The organism is Chitinophaga sp. LS1, from assembly GCF_034274695.1.
GTDB lineage: Bacteria > Bacteroidota > Bacteroidia > Chitinophagales > Chitinophagaceae > Chitinophaga.
Map to the genome: position 1 here is coordinate 5,214,600 of NZ_CP128362.1, position 20,550 is coordinate 5,235,149.

The window sequence follows — 20,550 nt, forward strand, 5'->3', positions numbered from 1 at the left end:
ACCATGGGACACCTAATAAAAGAAACCTTCCCCGTTCTGGAAATGAGTTGTGCTGCCTGTGCAGTAAGCATTACTTCCATGCTGCACTCTGTACCCGGGGTGCAGGAGGCAATTGTTAACTACGCCAACCAGACAGCCCTCGTGACCTATGACGCAGATCAGGTAACCCCTGAAACCATGCGTAACTCCCTTCGTAGCGTAGGATACGACCTCGTCATTGAAACCCATAACAGGGAAGAAATACAACAGCAGGCACAACAAAGTCATTACCAGGCTTTGAAGACCCGTACTATTATTGCGATCATATTATCGTTGCCAGTAGTGGTGATCGGCATGTTCTTTATGAATATTCCTTATGCTAACTGGATCATGTGTGTATTGTCCACGCCGGTGATATTCTGGCTTGGAAAAGGTTTTTTTGTGAACGCCTGGAAACAGGCCCGGCATGGGAAATCCAATATGGATACATTGGTCGCGCTGAGTACAGGTATAGCCTGGATCTTCAGTGTATTTAATACAATCAATCCGCACTTCTGGATGGCCAGAGGATTGCATGCACATGTGTATTTCGAAGCAGCGGCAGTGGTGATAGCATTTGTATCATTGGGGAAATTACTGGAAGAAAAAGCGAAATCAAATACTTCTTCTGCATTGAAGAAACTGATGGGCTTACAACCTAAGACAGTGCTTGTAATGAGACACAATGAGCAGGTTGAAGTACCGCTGGAAGCCGTGCAGGTAAATGATACCATACTGGTGAAACCCGGTAATCGTATTCCTGTGGATGGAGTGGTAGTAGAAGGCGGGTCTTATGTAGATGAAAGTATGATCAGTGGAGAACCTGTACCTGTATTGAAAGAGAAAGGCAAGCAGGTATTTGCAGGCACTATCAATCAGCAGGGTAGTTTTCAGTTCAAAGCAGAGAAGGTAGGTGCGGATACCGTATTGGCACAGATCATTCGCGTGGTGCAGGAAGCACAGGGTAGTAAGGCACCCGTGCAGCAGTTGGTTGATAAGATTGCGGGGATATTTGTGCCAGTGGTGATTGGTATAGCTGTGGTAACATTTGGCATCTGGATGGTGGCAGGTGATTTTACACATGGATTATTGGCAGCAGTAACAGTATTGGTCATTGCATGCCCTTGCGCATTAGGATTAGCGACGCCTACAGCGATTATGGTAGGAATTGGCCGCGGTGCGGATAATAATATTCTCATCAGGGATGCAGAGAGTCTGGAAAAAGGATATAAGACGAATGTAGTGTTGCTGGATAAAACCGGGACGATTACAGAAGGGAAACCTACGGTAGAAAGTATAAATGTTGATGTGGCTTTGCTGCCTGTATTGTTAGCGATGGAGTTGCAATCTGAACATCCCTTGGCACTGGCAGTCGTGCATCATTTGCAGGAGGATAATATTCAGCCTGTACAACTTTCGCAAATAGAAAGTATTACCGGTAAAGGTATTGTAGCTTCTTATAATGGTCACCGTTACCTGGCAGGGAATGCAGCGTTGTTGAATGCGCATGGTATAAAAACAGATAGGAGTGGGACTATTATCATGGCAGAGGATGATAAAATCGTAGGCTATATCAATATCTCCGATAAAATAAGACCAACTTCCGCAGCTGCAATCACTCAGTTAAAACAACAAGGCATCACTGTCTACATGCTCACCGGTGATAATGAAAAAACAGCAGCAGCTGTGGCTCAGTCAGTAGGCATTGAACATTACAAAGCAGGAATGCTCCCGGCAGATAAAGCGGCGTTTGTAAAATCATTGCAGTCGCAGGGAAAGATAGTGGCCATGGCAGGAGACGGTATCAATGACAGTCAGGCACTGGCACAGGCAGATGTCAGTATCGCGATGGGGAAGGGTTCAGATATTGCGATGGATGTGGCGAAGATGACCCTCATTACAGCCGATTTAAAGGCCATTCCCAAGGCTTTGGCTTTGTCAGGGCTAACAGTGCGTACTATCAGACAAAATCTCTTCTGGGCCTTTATTTACAATATTATTGGTATTCCGCTGGCTGCCGGCATCCTGTATCCCGTTAATGGGTTTTTATTAGACCCTATGATCGCAGGTGCTGCCATGGCTTTAAGCTCTGTTTCAGTAGTCAGTAACAGTTTAAGATTAAAATGGATTAAATTATAAATACTATGAAATTCAAGACAAATATTAAATGCGATGCGTGTGTGGCGAAAGTAACACCTTATTTAGACGCATCACCAGCGAAGGATGCATGGAAAGTAGATACGAGCACACCTGATAAAATACTAACAGTGAATGATAATAAAGGATTATCCGCGGCTGATGTAATCAGGCAGGTGGAAGCTGCAGGGTACAAGGCCAGCGAGATTTAATAAAAACGGATTTTTATGGAAAGCCGCTTCTGCCAAAGGTATGAGCGGCTTTCTTTTTTGCGTGTATGAAAATTTAACAAATAATTTATAACCCTACTTGTTTTGTAGAGTATTTAATTATCTTTGTCCCCGTGAAGTTGTAACCTTAACCTCCTCTTTACTGTAGTAACTGATCGCTTAACTAGTAAACAAAGTACAATGAAGAAACTGTTGTTATGTAGCGCGGTATTGGGTTTTGCCTTAACAGGATATGCTCAGACAGCTGCACCTAAGCCAACCAAAGAAGTAAAATATGAGAATCCTGCCGCCGACAGCAGAGGGTACCTTGTTAAAGTAGGCGATCAGGCTCCTGATGATTTTGAATTGGTATTGACCGATGGTAAAAAAACTACGCTCAAAGAATTGCGTGGTAAAGTAGTGGTACTTCAATTCACCGCCAGCTGGTGTAGTGTATGCCGCAAAGAAATGCCCCATCTGGAAACAGAAGTATGGCAGGCCAATAAAAATAAAGATTTTGTTTTAATAGGCGTGGACAGAGATGAACCTTTGGAAAAGGTCTCGAAGTTTCATGATGACATGAGCATCTCGTACCCGCTGGCGCTCGATCCCGGCGCAGCTATCTTCCGCCGCTATGCCGACAAAAACGCAGGCGTGACAAGGAATATCGTCATTGACAGAACAGGGAAAATAATATACTTAACAAGATTGTATGATGAAAAAGAATTTGCAGCCATGCTGTCTGTAATCAATGAGCAATTAAGCCACTAAGCTTCTCAACATTTTATTTATTAATTCAACCAACCAGTACACAGGGCGAACACTGTGTGCTCAGGACTTTATTACCTCCTATCAAGCAAAGAAACAATGAAACAAATCGTAAGCGCATTACTGCTGCTATCCCTTTACCTTGGCGCAGCTGCACAGTCACGCCGCATCACCGGTAAAGTTACAGCGAAGGACAACGATTCCCCTATCCCCGGCGTATCTGTAAAAACAACCGGTAAGGCTATTGGCGTACAAACCGATGGTCAGGGTAACTTCTCTATCGAAATACCTGAAGGTGTTACTTCGCTGGAATTCACCTACATCGGTTACCAGAAAATAATTTTACCCATTAGTGGAAATACTGTCAATGCCAAACTGGAATCTACTGCCAGCGGTCTGAATGAAGTGGTGGTAGTAGGTTATGGTACACAGACAAAAAGAGAATTTACCGGTGCTGCTGCACGCATCTCCGGTGCACTCGTGAAAGATGCACCTGTGCAGAGTTTTGACCAGGCCCTCTCCGGTCGGGCTGCAGGTGTGAGTATCGCATCGCCAAACGGTGTGCTGAATAACCCGCCTGTGATCCGTATCCGTGGTGTGAACTCTATCTCCCTCAGTTCTTATCCGCTGGTAGTGATCGATGGGATTGCTGTTAATACCGGCAACATCTCTACCAGTACTTCTGTGCCTAACAACCCGCTGAGTGATATCGATCCTGCAGACATAGAGTCTATCGATGTACTGAAAGATGCGGCATCTACCTCCATCTACGGTTCCCGTGCTGCTGGCGGCGTACTCCTCATCACTACCAGGAGAGGTAAGGAAGGGAAAGCTAAAGTAATATACGATGCATGGGGTAGCTCAACAAAAGCAGCCCGTCTGCCTAAACTGCTGGATGCAACCGGTTACATGAAATACAAAAACGAAGCGGTATACAATTCGAAAGTATTGGGTGGTAATGAAAACAATAGCAGCGTAGCTTCCGAATTGTTCTTCCCTAACTATAATGCAGATGGCTCTCTGGTGAATACTAACTGGTACGATTATATCTATCGCACTGCCTATTCTCAGAACCATAACATCAGCGTATCTGGTGGTAACAAAACAACAAATTATTATTTATCCGCCAACTATTCTAACCAACAGGGTTTTGTGGTAGATAATGAATTCAAACGTAAGTCACTTCGTTTCAATGTTGACCATGAAGTAACCAAATGGTTCAAGATCAAAGCTGGTGGTGCATACAATACATCATTCAACCAATCTCAGAACACAGGTTCCCTGCCTAACAGTACCTTCCTGCTCATCGGTGCTGCACGTCTTGCCACTGCACTGGCACCCAACGTGTCTGTGTATAATGCCGACGGTAGTTACAACCTGAGCTCAACAGGTACGTTAGGTATGGGCAACAACCAGGTGACCAACACCCTGTGGAATGCAAAAGCATTGTTCGACCTGAGTAGCTATACGACAGAGAACGATCGCTTTACAGGAAATATAGGTGCAACCATTAAGTTGCCGTATCACTTTGAACTGAATACTACGTATGCGATGGACAGGCTGAGAACTGAAAATAATACGTGGTTAAGTTCTCAACTGGGATCTTCCGGTTATTCTGTAGGGGGTTCTGCTACCAATGTGAGCGCACTGCGTAATAACTGGGACTGGGCGAGCACTTTGGGTTTCAATAACAAATACCGTAAGCACCACGTGACTGCATTATTGGGTTATGATGTTCAGAAATTCGAGACTACTTCCTGGGGTGCTTATGCCACTGTAGCGGCAGACAATTTCTTTACTAACTACGAAGGTAGTTACAGCACCGTAACAGCAAGCGGCAATAGTAAAAGTGAAAAAGCATTCATCTCTTACTTCTCCCGTGTGACTTACGACTTTAATAACAAGTACTTCCTGACTGCCAACTTCCGCCGCGATGGTAACTCTGCACTGGGTGCCAACAGCAAGTTCGGTAACTTCGGTGGTGTGAGCGCGGGCTGGCTGTTATCTGAAGAAGGATTCTTCAAAAACCTGCACATCGAAAATATTGTAAACAATGTGAAACTGCGTGCCAGCTGGGGTCGTGTAGGTAATGGTAATGTGACCAACGACTATGCCAGCCAGAGCCTGTACAGTGCTTCGCTGTATGGTAGTGCCGCTACCTGGTACCTGAGTCAGGCCGGTAACCCTGATCTGTCCTGGGAAACCAGTAAACAAACTAACCTGGGTCTGGATCTGGGTCTGCTGAATAACAGGATCCAGGTAGAAGGTACATGGTTCAACAACGATGTAAATGGTCTGATCCTGAGTGCACCACAATCTGCATCCAAAGGTATCCCTGACAATGCCATCCTCATGAACGTAGGTGCTATGTATAACCGTGGCTGGGAACTGGGTGTAACAGCCAGCGTGATCCGCAAGGAAAATTTCAGCTGGGATGCAAGCTTCAACTATACACACATCAAGAATAAAGTAACAGCACTGGCAACAGGTAACTCAGACATCATCGGCTATACTCACACTTCGTCCGAAGCAAGTAACGTAACACGTGTAGGCTACTCTGTTGGTAGCCTGTATGGTGCCAAAACGGCTGGTGTGAATCCTGAAAACGGGCGTCGTATCTTCATCAACAAAGCAGGTGAGAAAGTACAGTACAGTGCTACAGTCGCTTCCGGCGAGAGTAACTGGACTTACCTGGATGGTACCACGGCTACTGCGATTTCTGCCAGCGACTACTACCTGCTGGGCAATGCATTGCCAAAATGGTATGGTGGTCTGAGTAATACTTTCCGTTACAAGAACTTTGATCTGGGTATCAACCTGACTTACGCAGGTGGTAACTATGTAATGAACGGTACCAAAGCCACCCTGAGAGATCAGCGTTTCTATAACAACTATACAGACATTTCCAAACGCTGGACGACTGTAGGTCAGAAAACCGACATCCCTCGTCTGGTATACAATGACCAGATCTCCAATGGTTCTTCTTACCCGATTTCAGCGAACGTAGAGAAAGGTGATTTTCTCCGTTTGCAAAGTCTGACGCTGGGTTACCGTGTACCGGGCCGCGTATTTGGAACTTCAGGAATCAGCAGTGCACGTATATATGCTTCCGGCAACAACCTGTTCCTGCTTACTGGTTATACAGGTACAGATCCTGAATCAAGCAGCAATGGTAACTCCAATACCACACCGGGTATTGAGAAGAACGCAGTGGGTCAGGGAAGAACTTTCACAGTGGGTATTAACGTAGGATTTTAATGTAAAACAAATCAGGAAAATGAAAAAAATATATCAATATATAGGTTTGGGTGTGATACTGGCTTTCTCCTCCTGCAGTGAGAAAGAATTGCTGGATACCGTGCCTTCAACATCTATCAGCGACGCAAATTCATTTGGTTCTGCTTCCCGTATCCTGGGTCTGGTGAATGGTGCTTACGATGCTGTGAAAGGCGCCTCTTTATACGGCGGCCGTTACCTGCTGTACTGCGATGTAAGAGGAGAAGAGTTCATCAACGTGACTGCGAATTCATACACGGCGTATGAGAGCTGGAACAATAGCTACAACTCCGGTTCCAACGATATCAATAATCTTTGGTCACAGGCATATACTGCCATCAACGACGCGAATATCATTATCGCGGGGCTGGCTACCAGCACCGGTGTGATCTCTGACACGCTGAATACGCAATATACTGCAGAAGCGAAGTACATCCGTGCATTGTGCTATTTCAGTCTGGTAACGGTGTATGCTACGCCTTACAACTCGGATCAGGGTGCATCCAAAGGTTTGCCACTGCGCCTTCAGGCAGAAACCGATGGTGACAATAATGACCTGGCACGTAGCACAGTAGCAGAAGTGTATACCCAGATCTTATCAGACCTGGATTCAGCAGAAGCGAATCTGCCTGACAGTTATTCCTCAGATCTGCTGAATACCACCCGTGCACATAAGAGTACTGCGATTGCCCTGAAGACAAGGGTGTACCTGACTATGAATAATTTTGCGAAAGTTGTTGAAGAAGCCGCGAAGATTGTACCACAGACGAGTGCTCCGTTTAGTACTACCAGTTATGGTGTGAAGCATGCATTGCAGTCCGATATCACAACATTGTTCGGTACGACTTATACGACAACCGAGTCCATCTTCTCTATGCCAATGACATCTTCTGATTCGTATTCAGGCCAGTCTGCCATTGGTTATATTTATAATGCCAATTCAGAGTACTATCTGAACCCGGATGGTATTTTAGGCAATGCACAATGGGGTAGCAGCGATAAGCGCAGAAGCTTGTTACGTGTAGCATCCAGTTTATATTACCTGAAGAAATATGCAAAGGCATCTCCATATATCGATTACATTCCGGTGATCCGTTATTCAGAGGTTTTGCTGAATTATGCAGAAGCTGCGGCACAGACAGGCAATCTTACACTGGCTGCAAATCTGCTGAAGGCGGTGCATGCGCGTAGTGATGCGAGCTATACATTTGCAGATGCGGATATAGCGACCGCTTCAGCACTGGTATCTACTATTGCCATCGAGAGAAGGATTGAATTGTTGGGCGAAGGTTTCAGATCAGGTGATCTGCTGAGAAACCTGCAAACGATCCCTGCAAAGGGTAGCAGCAGTCTGCAGGCAAATGCGGTAGCCCCAACTGCTTCCAATTACATTTTCCCGGCACCCAATAATGAGCTGACAACAAATAAGCTTTATTAATAAAGTTTGGCCTTGTATTTGCTGTTATATAATAATAACGAATGAAATGCGTTTTATAACCGGACAGTAAACCCAGGATCATGCTTAGAAGATCTGCCTGGAAGAAATTTAAACAACCTGCCAATATCCTAATATCTTTTAGTTTATTGGCAGGTTTTGTGTTTTTGGGCACTGGCTGTGCCTCAAGTCGTGGTGGAAACTACGAACCCCCACGTCTCGGTGCAGAGTACCGTTTTGAGGATGGTATGCGCAAAGAAAAGCATCCCCAGTATTTATTCAGCAACAAGGAAAGAAAGGAAATGATAAAAATGGGATTGCCTGCGGGCGCCCAGAATGAGGCTGTAGGTGGTGCCACACTTCCTTCAGCTACGAACCAGTTACCTCCCGAAGTCAGGAAAGATAGTATTCCTCCAAAAGATTCCGTGTACAAAGTTTTGCCTCAGTAGTAACTTTTTTTTAAGGAGCTACGTTTAACTCATGTAAATATCTATTTATGTGCAAATCCGGTTTGTTCCTATTTATGAATCCCGGCAATTGACTACCCATTGAGCGGTTTGCACCATTTCCTTAATATGTCCAATTATGAAAAACACATTTTATTTGTTTGCTTACTATTTGTAAGCAGGACAACCTTGGGACAATCAGAATTAATCAGCTTTGGTCCGTATGTAGAAAGATTGTATAACGACTGCCAGATCTCAGGTCATTCCTATATCGGCTTAGGCAGATGCAGGATTTCATCTTGTTAAACTATGAAACAGCTATTTTACTTTTTTGCCGTCCTGTTTTTTATCACTGCCTCCGCTTTGGGGCAGTCTAAGAAATTGTCTTACGGACCTTATGTAGAAGCCCTTATTAACCAGGGGAAACTGCCTGCAGCTTCTAAAGTTGGCACAGGGGTCGGTGTCGGCATGAATGTAAAATTATTGACCGGGTGGAGTTTTACGGCATCTGCAGGATATGTGTGTTTTAAAGGAAACAGTACGCAGAAAAATTCTACCGTTGCAGACTACCAGGTCATTCCTGTTCGTTTGGGAGTAGCATACAAACTACCCATGCCGGCGGTGTACATCAAAGTAGAAACGGGAACTGCTACGGCCATTGGTCATGGCACAAAGGTCATTCTCACCCCGGGATTGGGTGTTCATTTAAAATCATTGGATGTGGAGGCGAAGTATGAGACCTGGATACAGGAGAATACGAATAGCGCAATAGGGGTAAAAGCCGCATATTCCTTCTGACATTAATTTACTATGAATTACTTACATTTGTGAGAATTTTAAAATATCCGTATGATAAAAACCATTCAAATTTCATTATTACTGGCACTCTTTTGTGTGATTGGTACCCAGTCCCAGGCACAGTTAAAGAGATTCAGCATTGGCCCCTATGTAGAAACAGGTGTTCCTACAGGTGACTTCAAAGATACCCACAACGCTGGATGGGGTGGTGGTCTGAATGCAGACATCAAGCTGATTGCTGGTTTGGGTGTAACTGGTTCTGCTGGTTACATGCGTTTTTCCGGTAAGTCTTTTGACTATAGTGCAGTTGACGGTCCGGTAGGTAAATATTCTGCTCTGCAGGCTTTTCCGGTAAGAGTAGGGGTGAAGTATAAATTCTCTATTCCATTACTGTATGTAAAGGTAGAAGGTGGTACTGCTACTTACGTAGGTGACTATGATGGTACTGCTGCTCTTTTTGCACCAGGAGTGGGTATTCGTTTCCTCGGTCTTGATGTGGAGGCGAAATATGAGAGCTGGTTTAAGGATGGAGACCATTTAGGTTTCTTTGGTCTGAAAGCCGGTTATAATTTCTAGTATTCAGGCAGTTTGTTATTTATTTATAGAGGGCCTCCGGAAGTATCCGGGGGCTTTTTTTATGGGCAATAAAAGGCAGTATTGAAAAAGAATTTTCAAATGTAAAAGGAAACCATTCCTTCAGGGCGATAGTCCATTAACAGATCATCAATCCAATAAAACAGATCTTGTTTGCTGCCACAGGCCAATTTCCCCAAAAAAAGAAGCCCCCTGAATTTATCAGGAGGCTTCAAGGTTTCCGTTTGAATAAGAAAAATCTTTCCGGTCAATAATAATGTACCGGCATGTTCACTGTACTGCTACTGTTTAGGTTGTTTCTTATGCTTTTTTGCAGTAGTATCAGCAACTTGCTTGCCTGTAGTGTCGGCTTTGGCAGATGAAGTATCACCTACTGATTTAAATGCAACAGTGTCTTTTACAGACATTGCTGTATCCAGTCTGTGAGCAAATGCGGCAGTGTCTGCTTTTGCACTGGTAGTGTCACTTTTCAGCGTGAAGCTGGCAGTGTCTTTCATCATTGCAGTAGCCAGGGTGTCTTTACCGAAAGCAGTGTCTGCTTTGGCAAAAGCCGCAGTGTCACGGAAGTTGGCAGTGTCAGCTTTGAAGCTGAAAGCTGTGTCTTTCATCAGCGCAGTATCAGCTTTGAAAAAAGATGCGGTGTCGCGGAAATTTGCAGCAGTATCAGCTTTGAACAGGTATGCTGTGTCACTCATCATAGCGGTATCCGCTTTGAAAAAGCTCGCAGTGTCTGCTTTAAACAAATTTGCTGTGTCATTCGCCATCGCAGTGTCTCTTACATAGCTGGCTGTGTCGGTGCTGAAGTTAGCAGTGTCTCTCGCAAAGCTGGCAGTATCTGCTTTGAAAAAGCTCGCAGTGTCTGCTGACATAATGGTGTCGGCCGCGTTACCGCTGTTAGACATAACATTCTTTGCATTCACATTGGCCAGAACAAAAGCGCCAAAACCTGCCATAAGGCCGAAACGGATTAATTGCTTCTTCATGGTTTTTCAATTTTAATTGGTTAAATAAAAAATCAATAAATGATGGTTGATGAGTAAATAACCAAAACGGTGCAAGAATCTTCTAAGAAAATGTTAAAGACAATTCGTTTTTATATAATATATTGAAAAACAGATACTTGTGTTGTTTTCTTATTTGAGTAGTTTTTCCAATCCCATTAAACTTTACTAAAGAAAGTAAGTCCGCACTGCGGGGAAACTGTAGATATGAAGTAACAAGACCGGGTATACGTTTTCATACTGGGAATAGTAAGCTTAAAAAAGAAGCATGTTTACTGGCTAAATTTTTTAAACTCGTTAAATTAATATCATAATATCTTGTTAAGAAAGTCTACTTTTACTTTTATATCTGTGAATGTGACATCGTAAAAAAGTGTTCCTATTAATAATGTACACCACTTGAATGTAATGCCAGCGAACAGTGTGTAAGCTTCCTTGATATTATAATTACGTTTTTCCAAAATCCAACTACTTACTTTGCTATGAGGTACAAACCATTGGGCAAGCTATGCTTCCTTCTATTCATTTCGTGCCTGCTAACCACGGCGGCACTCGCACAGCGTACCATCTCCGGGATGGTCAAAGATGCCAGCGATAGCAGCGGCCTCCCTGGTGTAAACATCACAGTGCCGGGCACCACATCCGGCACCATTACTGATGCCAAAGGCCATTTCTCTTTGCAGGTCCCTGAATCCGCAAAAAGTCTGACTTTCTCGTTTATGGGTTATACCCAGCAAACAATCACTATCGGCACCCAGATCACGTTTGCTGTATCACTGCAATCCACTTCCAAAGGCCTGGGTGAAGTAGTTGTAGTCGGTTATGGTACACAAAACCGTCGCGATGTAACAGGTACCATATCGTCCATCAAAGGTTCCGATATCAAAAACCTGCCTGTCAGCGACGCCGCACAGGCTATACAGGGTAAAGTACCCGGTGTAGACATTGTGCGTTCCGATGGTTCCCCAGGTACTGAACCGAGTATTCGTATCCGGGGTACAGGTACTATCAACAATGCGGAACCACTTATTATTATAGATGGTGTGCCCGCTACCGGCATGAGCGATGTGAGTCCGAATGACATCGCCTCTATGGAAATCCTGAAAGACGCTTCCAGCTCCGCTATCTACGGTACCCGCGCTGCAAACGGTGTGGTGATCATCACCACGAAGAGAGGAGGCTATGGCGAGAAAACCCACGCTACCGTGAATGTTTATAAAGGTACTTCCAACGCACGCCGTTACATTCCATTACTCACCGCTCCTGAACTCGTACAGCTGAAACAGGAACGTTATACCAACGATGGTGTGGCCATCAACTCCCTTTGGCAGGATCCTTACTATGCGGTACAGCGTACCGACTGGCAAAGAGCACTGATCGGCACCGGTTCCACTACGAATGCAGATGTGAACCTGCGTGGCGGTAGCGCTGTTTCAAACTACCTTTTCAGCGCTGGTTATTACGATGAAAAAGGGATGATCGAAAATACCTTCTTCAAGCGTTATAGTTTCCGTATTAACTCCGAACATAAACTCGGTAGTCGTGTGAAAGTAGGAGAGAACCTTCAGCTTACTTACCGCAATGCCAAAGGCTTTGATACGTATTCTTCGCAAACAGGTCTGATCTTCAGCGCACTTCGCTTTAACCCTGCTATTCCTGTAAGAAACGATGATGGCAGCTATGGTACAGCGAAGGCCAGCAACGAGCTGGGGGACATTAACAACCCTGTATTCACTGTTGAAAATATCGATGCCTGGAGCAAGACCTATCGTGTACTCGCCAGTGTTTATGGTGAAGTACAGATCATAGATGGCCTCTCCTTACGTGTGAACGGCGGTTACGATGGCAACATCTACCAGCAATATAGCTTCACCCCTGCCATTCTCGATCAGACCCGCGTGAGCGCAAACGCTGACCTGTGGCAACGTACCGAATCCAATGGTACCGCATTGGGCGAAGCCTTCCTGACGTACAACAAGACTTTCAATAACGTTCACCAGGTGACAATGACTGGTGGTTACTCTATTCAAAAAACACAGGGCAACTACTTCCGTGCAGAGCGCTGGGGTTATACCGACGAATCCGCGGATCAGCGTGTGCTTGACAACGGTACTACTGTATACAATGCTTCCGGTAACTACAATCCGGAGAGCGCCATTGCCTCCGGCTTCCTGCGTGCGTTCTATGGTTATAAAGGTAAATACCTCTTCACCGGTACTTTCCGTGCTGATGGTTCCAGCCGTTTCCCGAAAAACCAGCGCTGGGGTTATTTCCCGGCTTTCTCACTGGGGTGGCGCGTGAGCGATGAAGCTTTCTTCAAAGACAACGTCGGCTTCATGAGCAACCTGAAAATCACCGGTGGCTGGGGGCAGTTGGGTAACCAGAACGTAACCGACTACCAATACCTCGCGATAATAACCAAGGACCGTAAATACTCCTTCGGTGGTAATGCTACAACAGGTATCTGGAACAGTTCTCTCGCCAACCCTAACATTACCTGGGAAAAGGCAGAGATGACCAATATCAGCGCCGAAATGGGCTTCTTTAAAAACGCCCTGAATGCCACTGTGACCTGGTTCAACAAGAATACCCGCGACATGCTGGTACCTTATCCTGAACTGGATGTACATGGTACAAGTACAATTCCTGATCAGAACATTGGTCAGATGAGCAACAAAGGATGGGAAATTGAATTGAGCTACCGTGGTGGCAAACAGGCCGTGCATTATAATGTAGGTGTGAATGCATCCTTCATTAAGAACCGCGTGACCCGTCTGTACTCCGGTACCTATATCAGCTCTACGCCTTATGGCCGTCAGGCACAGGAAATTTCCCGTACCTACGAAGGACAGCCGATTGCTTCCTTTTATGGCTGGAAGACGAATGGTATCTATCAGAACCAGACTGCTATTGACAACGATGCGAATGTGGCGAATGATAATAACAGGGCCGATATCAAACCCGGTGATGTACGTTTCGTAGATATCAACGGTGATGGCAAGATCGACGAAAATGACCGCACTAACCTGGGTGATCCTAACCCACGTATGACTTACGGAATACAAGCTGGTATTGAATATAAAGGCTTTGATCTGAGTGCAAACTTTGCAGGTGTAGCAGGTGTGAAACTGTATAATGCTGACAGAATGCAAGGGCTGGATCCTACCTACTCATACAACATGTATGCAGAAGCAATGGGCCGCTGGCATGGTGAAGGTACCAGCAACAGTATGCCACGCATGTCTCTTGTAGATGCCAATCAGAACGCACGTACATCAGATCGTTTTGTAGAAAGTGGTAATTATTTCTCTCTGAGAAATATCACCCTCGGCTATACGATTCCTTCTCATGTATGGGGCAAATCAGGGATTTCTGATATCAGGATCTATGCTACTGGTCAGAATGTGTTCATGATCACCAAATACAAAGGACTGAATCCTGAGCTGGGTTATGCTTCCGCTTCAGGTGGAGATGGTAACCTCATGCGCGGTGTAGACGTGGCTACTTACCCACAGGCCCGTGTATTCACTTTTGGTGCAACCATGAATTTCTAAACAAGCAAAACGAATTAAGCAATGAAACGAATGAAATATTTGCTGCTGTGTGTACCTGCGTTCTTTGCCTGTAACAAGGAATTGGATGTAGAGAAAAAAGGTAGCTATACAACGGCCAACTACTGGCGCAATCAATCTGACGCAGTAGATGGCATCACTGGTATCTATAATATTTTACTGGAAGAAGACTTTACGGGCTTTGGTGAGTTTGTATACGACAACTGTTCTGACGATCAGTATCGTGCGGGGGATCATCCTGAACTGGCAGACCTTGAAGCCTTTACATACGATGCTTCCAATGCTGCTGTGAAAGCACCCTGGAAGTGGAAGTACGAAATGCTGAACAGATCAAACAGTGCCCTGCTGTATATTCCAGATATTACCAGTATTGATACAGATATCAAAAACCGTTGTTTAGGTGAAGCGCATTTCTTCCGTGCATACGCTTACTGGCGCCTTGCTTTGATCTATGGTGATGTACCTATGATCATGGAAGAAGATATCAAAAACGGTACTTACAATAAGGCAAAATCTACTATCGACGAAGTGCATGCACAGATCGAAGCAGACCTGAAAGCAGCGGCGATCTTATTGCCTGAGAGTTACGATGCATCGCAGGCAGGTCGGGTGAGCAAAGGTACGGCATGGGGTTTACTGGCAAAACTGTATCTCTATGAGAATGATTTTGCAAATACTATTTTGTATGGTGATAGCGTGATCACAAATTCAAATTACGCCTTGCAGTCTACCTATGCGGCGAACTTTACACCTGCTACCAGCAATAACAGTGAGATGTTGTTTAACGTACAGACACTGGATGGATGGGGGTATTCTGACTTCATCACTTATCATGCACCACGTGCATGGGGCGGATGGGATTTCTTTGAGCCCGTGCAGGGATTACTGGATGAATTTGAAGTGGGTGATCCACGAAAGGATGTATGTATTATGAAGCCGGGAGATGTGATAAATATTGGTACAGGTAATGCCACTTATACTGCATCTTTGTCATCAACAGGGTATCATTATAACAAGTTCTGCGCATGGACGAGCACAGGTGGTTTGAACTATTCTTTCAAATATCCTTTGATGCGTACATCAGACATTTATTTGTGTGTGGCAGAAGCAAAGATCCGTCAGACCGGCACTGGTGCCGGTGATGCGGAAATCAATGCAATTCGTAGCCGGGTAGGTTTAACAAGCGTATCCAATGCAGGTATGACTGCGTTAATGCATGAGAGAAGGGTAGAGCTGTGTGGAGAGAATGAACGTCACCAGGATCTGATGCGTTGGGATAAGGCGGGTATCATTGATATCACGACAATTTACAATCAGCCTAAGTTAACGTCTTCTGGAGCTGTGATTCAGGCAGCGCGTACATTTACAAGACCTAAGAATTACTATTTCCCATTACCACAATCAGAGATTGATAAGAGTAATGGTGTGCTGGTACAGAATTCAAATTTTTAATAATGTAAAAAGGAGCTGTGTTTTACAGCTCCTTTTTTAGGCATTGAAAATAATTGTCAAAAGTACACACAAAAATTCCTTTTTAAAACCTATATTGGGCTTCTGAATAATTCCTGGTTATGCGATACAAACTTCATCGCTGTCTTACAGCGCTATTATTGTCCGGAACAATTTCCGTGGCTCAGACGCTTACCGTCAAAGTAAACACACCGCAACACACTGTTCAACCCACCATGTGGGGGATCTTTTTCGAAGACATTAACTTCTCGGCAGACGGCGGCATTTATGCTGAACTGGTCAAAAACCGCTCGTTTGAATTTGCCCAGCCTTTACAGGGATGGAAAGTGATCAAAGAAGCCAATAACGGCAAAGTCCTGATCGTAAACCGTGCCCCTGAAAATGCAGCCAATCCACGCTATGCTCACATTACTGTTGCTGGCAACTTCGGCCTTTTCAATGAAGGTTTCCGTGGCATGGGCTTTAAAAAAGGAGAAACGTACAACTTCTCTGTGCTGGCTGGTAATACTAATGGCGACCTTACAATTAAGGTAGTCCTCCTCAATGACAAAGGTGCTCCTATTGGCACTGCTACTATAGGCACTCCCGGTAAAGACTGGAAAAACTACGCTGCAAGCATTACAGCCAGTGAAACCGTGTCCAAAGGCGGGCTGCAGGTTTTCTTCGAAGGCAACGGCACCATAGATGCGGATATGCTCTCCCTCTTCCCGGCTAATACCTGGAAACAGCGTCCCGGTGGTCTCCGTACCGATCTGGTACAACTGCTGGCTGACCTCCATCCCGGTTTTGTCCGTTTCCCCGGTGGCTGTATCGTGGAAGGTAAGGACCTGGTGAACCGTTACCAATGGAAAAAGACAGTAGGACCTATCGAAGAACGTACCCTGATCGTGAACCGCTGGAATACAGAATTCCCATACCGCGCTCCGGGTGATTACTATCAAAGCTATGGGCTTGGGTTCTTTGAATACTTCCAGCTTTCTGAGGACATCGGCGCCGAGCCACTGCCTATTCTGAACTGCGGCATGGCCTGTCAGTTCAATACCGGCGAAGTGGCGGCAGATGACGATGTACCTGCTTATATCCAGGACGCCCTTGACCTGATCGAATTTGCCAATGCCGGCACCGATACAAAGTGGGGAAAACTGAGGGCCGATATGGGGCATCCCAGGCCTTTTAACCTGAAAATGATCGGGGTGGGTAATGAACAATGGGATAGCCAGTACATAGCCCGTTATAAAATGTGGGAAACCGTGCTGAAGACCAAACACCCTGAGATCAAACTGGTATCCAGTGTAGGCCCGTCTCCGGACGATGAGCGTTTTCATTATGGCTGGTCCCAGCTGAAAGGTTCCAAAGCAGACCTGGTAGACGAACATTATTATATGGCGCCAGACTGGTTCCTGCAGAATGCTTCCCGCTACGATAATTACGATCGTAAAGCGCCCCATATCTTTGCAGGGGAATATGCAGCCCACATCAGGGATAAGGAGAAAGACCAGCCTGAAAGCCGCAATACCTGGGGTAGTGCCCTGGCAGAAGCAGCATTTATGACCGGTCTTGAAAGAAATGCGGATGTGGTGAACATGGCTTCCTACGCACCGCTGCTGGCTCACGTGGACGCATGGCAATGGCGCCCTGACCTGATCTGGTTCGACAACCTGCGATCTATAGGTACGCCCAATTATTACGTACAGAAGCTATTTGCCAACTACAAAGGCACCAACACTGTTCCTGTTACAGAAAATGGGAAGGCCCTCACTGGGCAGGACAGCATCTACGGCAGTGCTACCATTGACGCAGCTAAACACCAGCTGTTGCTGAAAGTGGTGAATGCTTCCTCAGCTGCCCGTCCTTATAAGATCCAGCTGGATGGTGCTACGACCACCAAAGAGGCAGCCTTACAACAGATCCTTACCGCGACGGACAAACTGGCTATCAATACTTTGGACCAACCGTCACTGGTAGCTCCGTTGCAGCAAAAGCTGACTGTTACAAAAAACAGTGCCAGCGTAACCCTGCAACCGGCCTCTGTGAACGTTTTCGTGATCCCATACAAGTAATAAAATACTGTTCCCATTCAGCCTATTTTTCTGCCGGTGGTAGAAAAATAGGCTTTTGCATTTTTAAATGAACAGCATGGCACGTTTTTTAGTTAAATTAGTAACGGATGAGTATCTGTCTTGAAATGTTCCTTTATGTTCAACAAACTCATAATCTTTTGTTTCTTTGTTTGTAAGTGTGCTCCTATACAGGCACAGGACTCCCTTCCACGGTGGAGCCTCCAGACCTGCCTTGATTATGCTAAAACGCATAATATCACACTGAATAGTTTACGTCTGAGCCGCAGTATTTCTGAACAGGACCTCTTGTTATCCCGGTCAGCAGTATTGCCCGGCGTATCGGCCTCCCTAGCACCTGCTGTGACCTATTCCAAGGTGACAGACTCGAATGGCGACCTCAGATCCCGGGTAACTACCTCGGGTACTACGGCCGCCAGTGCTTCCGTTACACTATACAATGGTGGGTATCTCAGAAATGATATTAAGCAAAAGCAGTTGCTGGTGCAGGTGGCGGGTCTGGACCTGGCGGCTTCGGAAAATGATATTACCCTGAGCATTACGCAGGCCTACCTGAATATTCTGCTGGCAAAGGAGAACATTGTGTATGTCAGAGATGTAGTAGCAACGTCGGAGGCCCAGGTAAAACAGGAGCAACAGTTCTATGATGCGGGTACGGTGGCACTGAAGGACCTTATCCAGTTGCAGGCGCAATTAGCCAATGATAAATATACACTGGTAGCGGCGGAGAATACTCACCGTCAAAATATGCTGACGTTAAAGCAAATATTGCAATTGCCACCGGATACGGGTTTTGCCGTGCTGGAACCGGATACAATCATGTCTAATCCTGTGTTGACCACTTTGTCAGAAGCAAGGCAAACAGCATTGGATAATCGTCCTGAAGTGAAAAGCAGTGAGCTGAGTGTGGAATCGGCTAAAATAGGGGTACTGAAAGCCCGTGCGGGTTATCTGCCTACATTGTCAGCAGGAGCAGGGATAGGGACCAGTTATACAGATAATAGCTACTATTCTTTCATGCGGCAGATGGACAATAATTTCTACCAGCAAATAGGCGTGACGCTCTCCGTGCCCATCTTCAGCAAGCGGGCGAACAAGGTAAATGAAGCGGTGGCAAAACTGGAAGTGGGGCAGGCGGAACTCACCCTGCAGAATACACGTACTACCTTATCTTACGACGTGGAGCAGGCTTATATCAATGTGCTCAATGCCCAGTCACAATATGATGCGGCTGTTGAGCAATTGCGGTATACACAGGAAGCCTACCGCATAGCGAATGAGCAATTGAAGATCGGCGCTACCAATACGACGGAAGTGCTGGTGCAGAAAAATCTCTACATACAGGCGTTACAGTCTTATATACAGGCTAAGTATAGTTCCGCGCTGTATATCAGAATCTATGATTTCTACAGGGGAGTACCTGTTACATTGTAAAATTTGTATAAACTGATATAGGATGAATAAAAAGGTCCTTATAATTATATTGATCGTGGTGGCTGTATTAGCCGTATGGTTTTTCTTTTTTAGAAAGAAAGAGATGCCGGTGTTCATTGAAACGGAAAAGCCGAAATACGGTCATATATATACGAGCGTCACAGCGACTGGATATGTGCAGCCAGTAGATACTGTAGCAGTAGGTACGCAGGTATCTGGTACGCTCAAGTACATTTATGCTGACTTTAATTCGCAGGTGAAGAAGGGCCAATTGATCGCTGAGCTGGACAAGGTATTGTTGCAGGCAGAAGTGGATCGGAACAAAGGTAATCTGGCCAGTTCGCAGAGTCAGTTGATCTATGAAGAAGCACAGTTCAAAAGAGAAGAACAACTATATAATGTAGGTGCGGTGAGCAAAGCAGACTATGACAATGCGAAGTACCTGTACCAGGCGGCGAAAGCAAGTGTGGAAAGTGCTCGGGCATCGTTGGCGACTGCGAAGCGGAACTTATTCTTTACAGAAATTTATTCACCGATTGACGGAGTCGTTTTGAGCCGTTCTGTGAGTGTAGGACAGACAGTGGCAGCAAGTTTTAGCACGCCTACGTTGTTTATATTAGCGAAAGATATTACGAAGATGCAGGTGCAGGCCAATGTGGATGAGGCGGATATAGGGAATGTAAAAGATAGTCAGCGTGTATCCTTTACGGTAGATGCGTTCCTGGAGGATGAATTTTCCGGCAAGGTAGAAGAGATACGCTTGAAACCTTCGGTGTCTTCAAATGTGGTTACATATACCACGATTATCAGTGCGCCGAATGAAGATATGAAATTGAAGCCGGGTATGACGGCAACGGTAACTATTTATACGGCAGAAAAGTATCATGCGTTATTGGTTCCTGCAAAGGCGTTGATGTTTAAGCCAGATTCAGCGATGTCAAAGAAATTTACAGTGGTGAGTATAGCACCTGCGGCGGCCGAGAAGCATAAGTCATCAAAGCCTGTAACGGGAGGGGCGCAGGATACAGTGAGGAGGCAGCATGCGGATACGTCGAAAGTAACGACTACTTATGTGTGGGTGAGACAGGGAGATTCGTTGGTGCAGAGAAAGGTGATTATTGGGTTGAATGATAATACGCATGCAGAGGTAATTTCAGGGTTGACAGAAAATGATGATGTGATAACGGCAATGACGCAGGAGGCGGAGAGTAAGGGGACAAAGACTTCAGGTTCTGGTAGTAGTCCGTTTATGCCGCAGCGGAGAAAACGATGATTTAATATCTTTCATTAACAGACGGTTGATGACTGTTTTTTC

Annotated in this window: 14 protein-coding genes; 13 read left to right on the forward strand and 1 reads right to left on the reverse strand. The window is 45.4% G+C overall.

Annotated features, from left to right (window positions below; translation table 11 throughout):
* Window positions 1–3 precede the first annotated feature (3 nt).
* The 8 genes from QQL36_RS21490 to QQL36_RS21525 all read left to right on the forward strand — a co-directional run bounded on the left by QQL36_RS21490 (window position 4) and on the right by QQL36_RS21525 (window position 9,662).
* The gene (locus tag QQL36_RS21490) at window positions 4–2,157 is read left to right on the forward strand and encodes a heavy metal translocating P-type ATPase (protein ID WP_321566718.1); all 2,154 of its coding nucleotides are present in this window, start codon (window positions 4–6) and stop codon (window positions 2,155–2,157) included.
* A 5-nt stretch (window positions 2,158–2,162) separates the two neighbouring features.
* Entirely contained in the window at window positions 2,163–2,366 is a 204-nt protein-coding gene (locus QQL36_RS21495; RefSeq protein ID WP_083722877.1) for a heavy-metal-associated domain-containing protein, read from the forward strand.
* A gap of 198 nt (window positions 2,367–2,564) precedes the next feature.
* A complete protein-coding gene (locus QQL36_RS21500; protein WP_083722876.1) occupies window positions 2,565–3,134 on the forward strand; it encodes a peroxiredoxin family protein in 570 nt (189 codons plus the stop codon).
* Window positions 3,135–3,230: 96 nt separating this feature from the next.
* Window positions 3,231–6,389: a SusC/RagA family TonB-linked outer membrane protein gene (locus tag QQL36_RS21505; RefSeq protein ID WP_321566719.1), complete on the forward strand. Its 3,159-nt coding sequence runs from the start codon at window positions 3,231–3,233 to the stop codon at window positions 6,387–6,389.
* A 19-nt stretch (window positions 6,390–6,408) separates the two neighbouring features.
* Window positions 6,409–7,845 carry a RagB/SusD family nutrient uptake outer membrane protein gene (locus QQL36_RS21510; protein WP_083722874.1) on the forward strand — a complete coding sequence of 479 codons (1,437 nt, stop codon included), beginning with the start codon at window positions 6,409–6,411 and terminating at the stop codon, window positions 7,843–7,845.
* 80 nt (window positions 7,846–7,925) lie between these two features.
* On the forward strand, window positions 7,926–8,291 hold the full coding sequence (locus QQL36_RS21515) for a hypothetical protein (RefSeq protein WP_083722873.1): 366 nt from the start codon (window positions 7,926–7,928) through the stop codon (window positions 8,289–8,291).
* A gap of 306 nt (window positions 8,292–8,597) precedes the next feature.
* On the forward strand, window positions 8,598–9,086 hold the full coding sequence (locus tag QQL36_RS21520; protein WP_083722872.1) for a hypothetical protein: 489 nt from the start codon (window positions 8,598–8,600) through the stop codon (window positions 9,084–9,086).
* Between the two features lie 51 nt (window positions 9,087–9,137).
* Window positions 9,138–9,662 (forward strand): outer membrane beta-barrel protein, encoded by a 525-nt coding sequence (locus tag QQL36_RS21525; protein ID WP_083722871.1) that lies wholly within the window; start codon window positions 9,138–9,140, stop codon window positions 9,660–9,662.
* A gap of 299 nt (window positions 9,663–9,961) precedes the next feature.
* Here the strand turns inward: QQL36_RS21525 and QQL36_RS21530 are convergent, their stop codons facing one another.
* Window positions 9,962–10,663: a hypothetical protein gene (locus QQL36_RS21530; RefSeq protein WP_083722870.1), complete on the reverse strand. Its 702-nt coding sequence runs from the start codon at window positions 10,661–10,663 to the stop codon at window positions 9,962–9,964.
* Between the two features lie 500 nt (window positions 10,664–11,163).
* Between QQL36_RS21530 and QQL36_RS21535 the strand changes: the two genes are divergently transcribed.
* The 5 genes from QQL36_RS21535 (at window position 11,164) to QQL36_RS21555 (ending at window position 20,508) form a co-directional block, all read left to right on the forward strand.
* Complete coding sequence (locus tag QQL36_RS21535; RefSeq protein ID WP_321566720.1) at window positions 11,164–14,235, forward strand: TonB-dependent receptor; 3,072 nt, start codon at window positions 11,164–11,166, stop codon at window positions 14,233–14,235.
* 21 nt (window positions 14,236–14,256) lie between these two features.
* Window positions 14,257–15,705 (forward strand): RagB/SusD family nutrient uptake outer membrane protein, encoded by a 1,449-nt coding sequence (locus tag QQL36_RS21540; protein ID WP_083722868.1) that lies wholly within the window; start codon window positions 14,257–14,259, stop codon window positions 15,703–15,705.
* 119 nt (window positions 15,706–15,824) lie between these two features.
* Window positions 15,825–17,783, forward strand: coding sequence for an alpha-L-arabinofuranosidase C-terminal domain-containing protein (locus QQL36_RS21545; protein WP_321566721.1), 1,959 nt, complete (start codon window positions 15,825–15,827; stop codon window positions 17,781–17,783).
* Between the two features lie 135 nt (window positions 17,784–17,918).
* Window positions 17,919–19,235, forward strand: coding sequence for a TolC family protein (locus QQL36_RS21550; RefSeq protein ID WP_083722866.1), 1,317 nt, complete (start codon window positions 17,919–17,921; stop codon window positions 19,233–19,235).
* A 22-nt stretch (window positions 19,236–19,257) separates the two neighbouring features.
* Window positions 19,258–20,508, forward strand: coding sequence for an efflux RND transporter periplasmic adaptor subunit (locus tag QQL36_RS21555; RefSeq protein ID WP_321566722.1), 1,251 nt, complete (start codon window positions 19,258–19,260; stop codon window positions 20,506–20,508).
* Window positions 20,509–20,550: the final 42 nt, after the last annotated feature.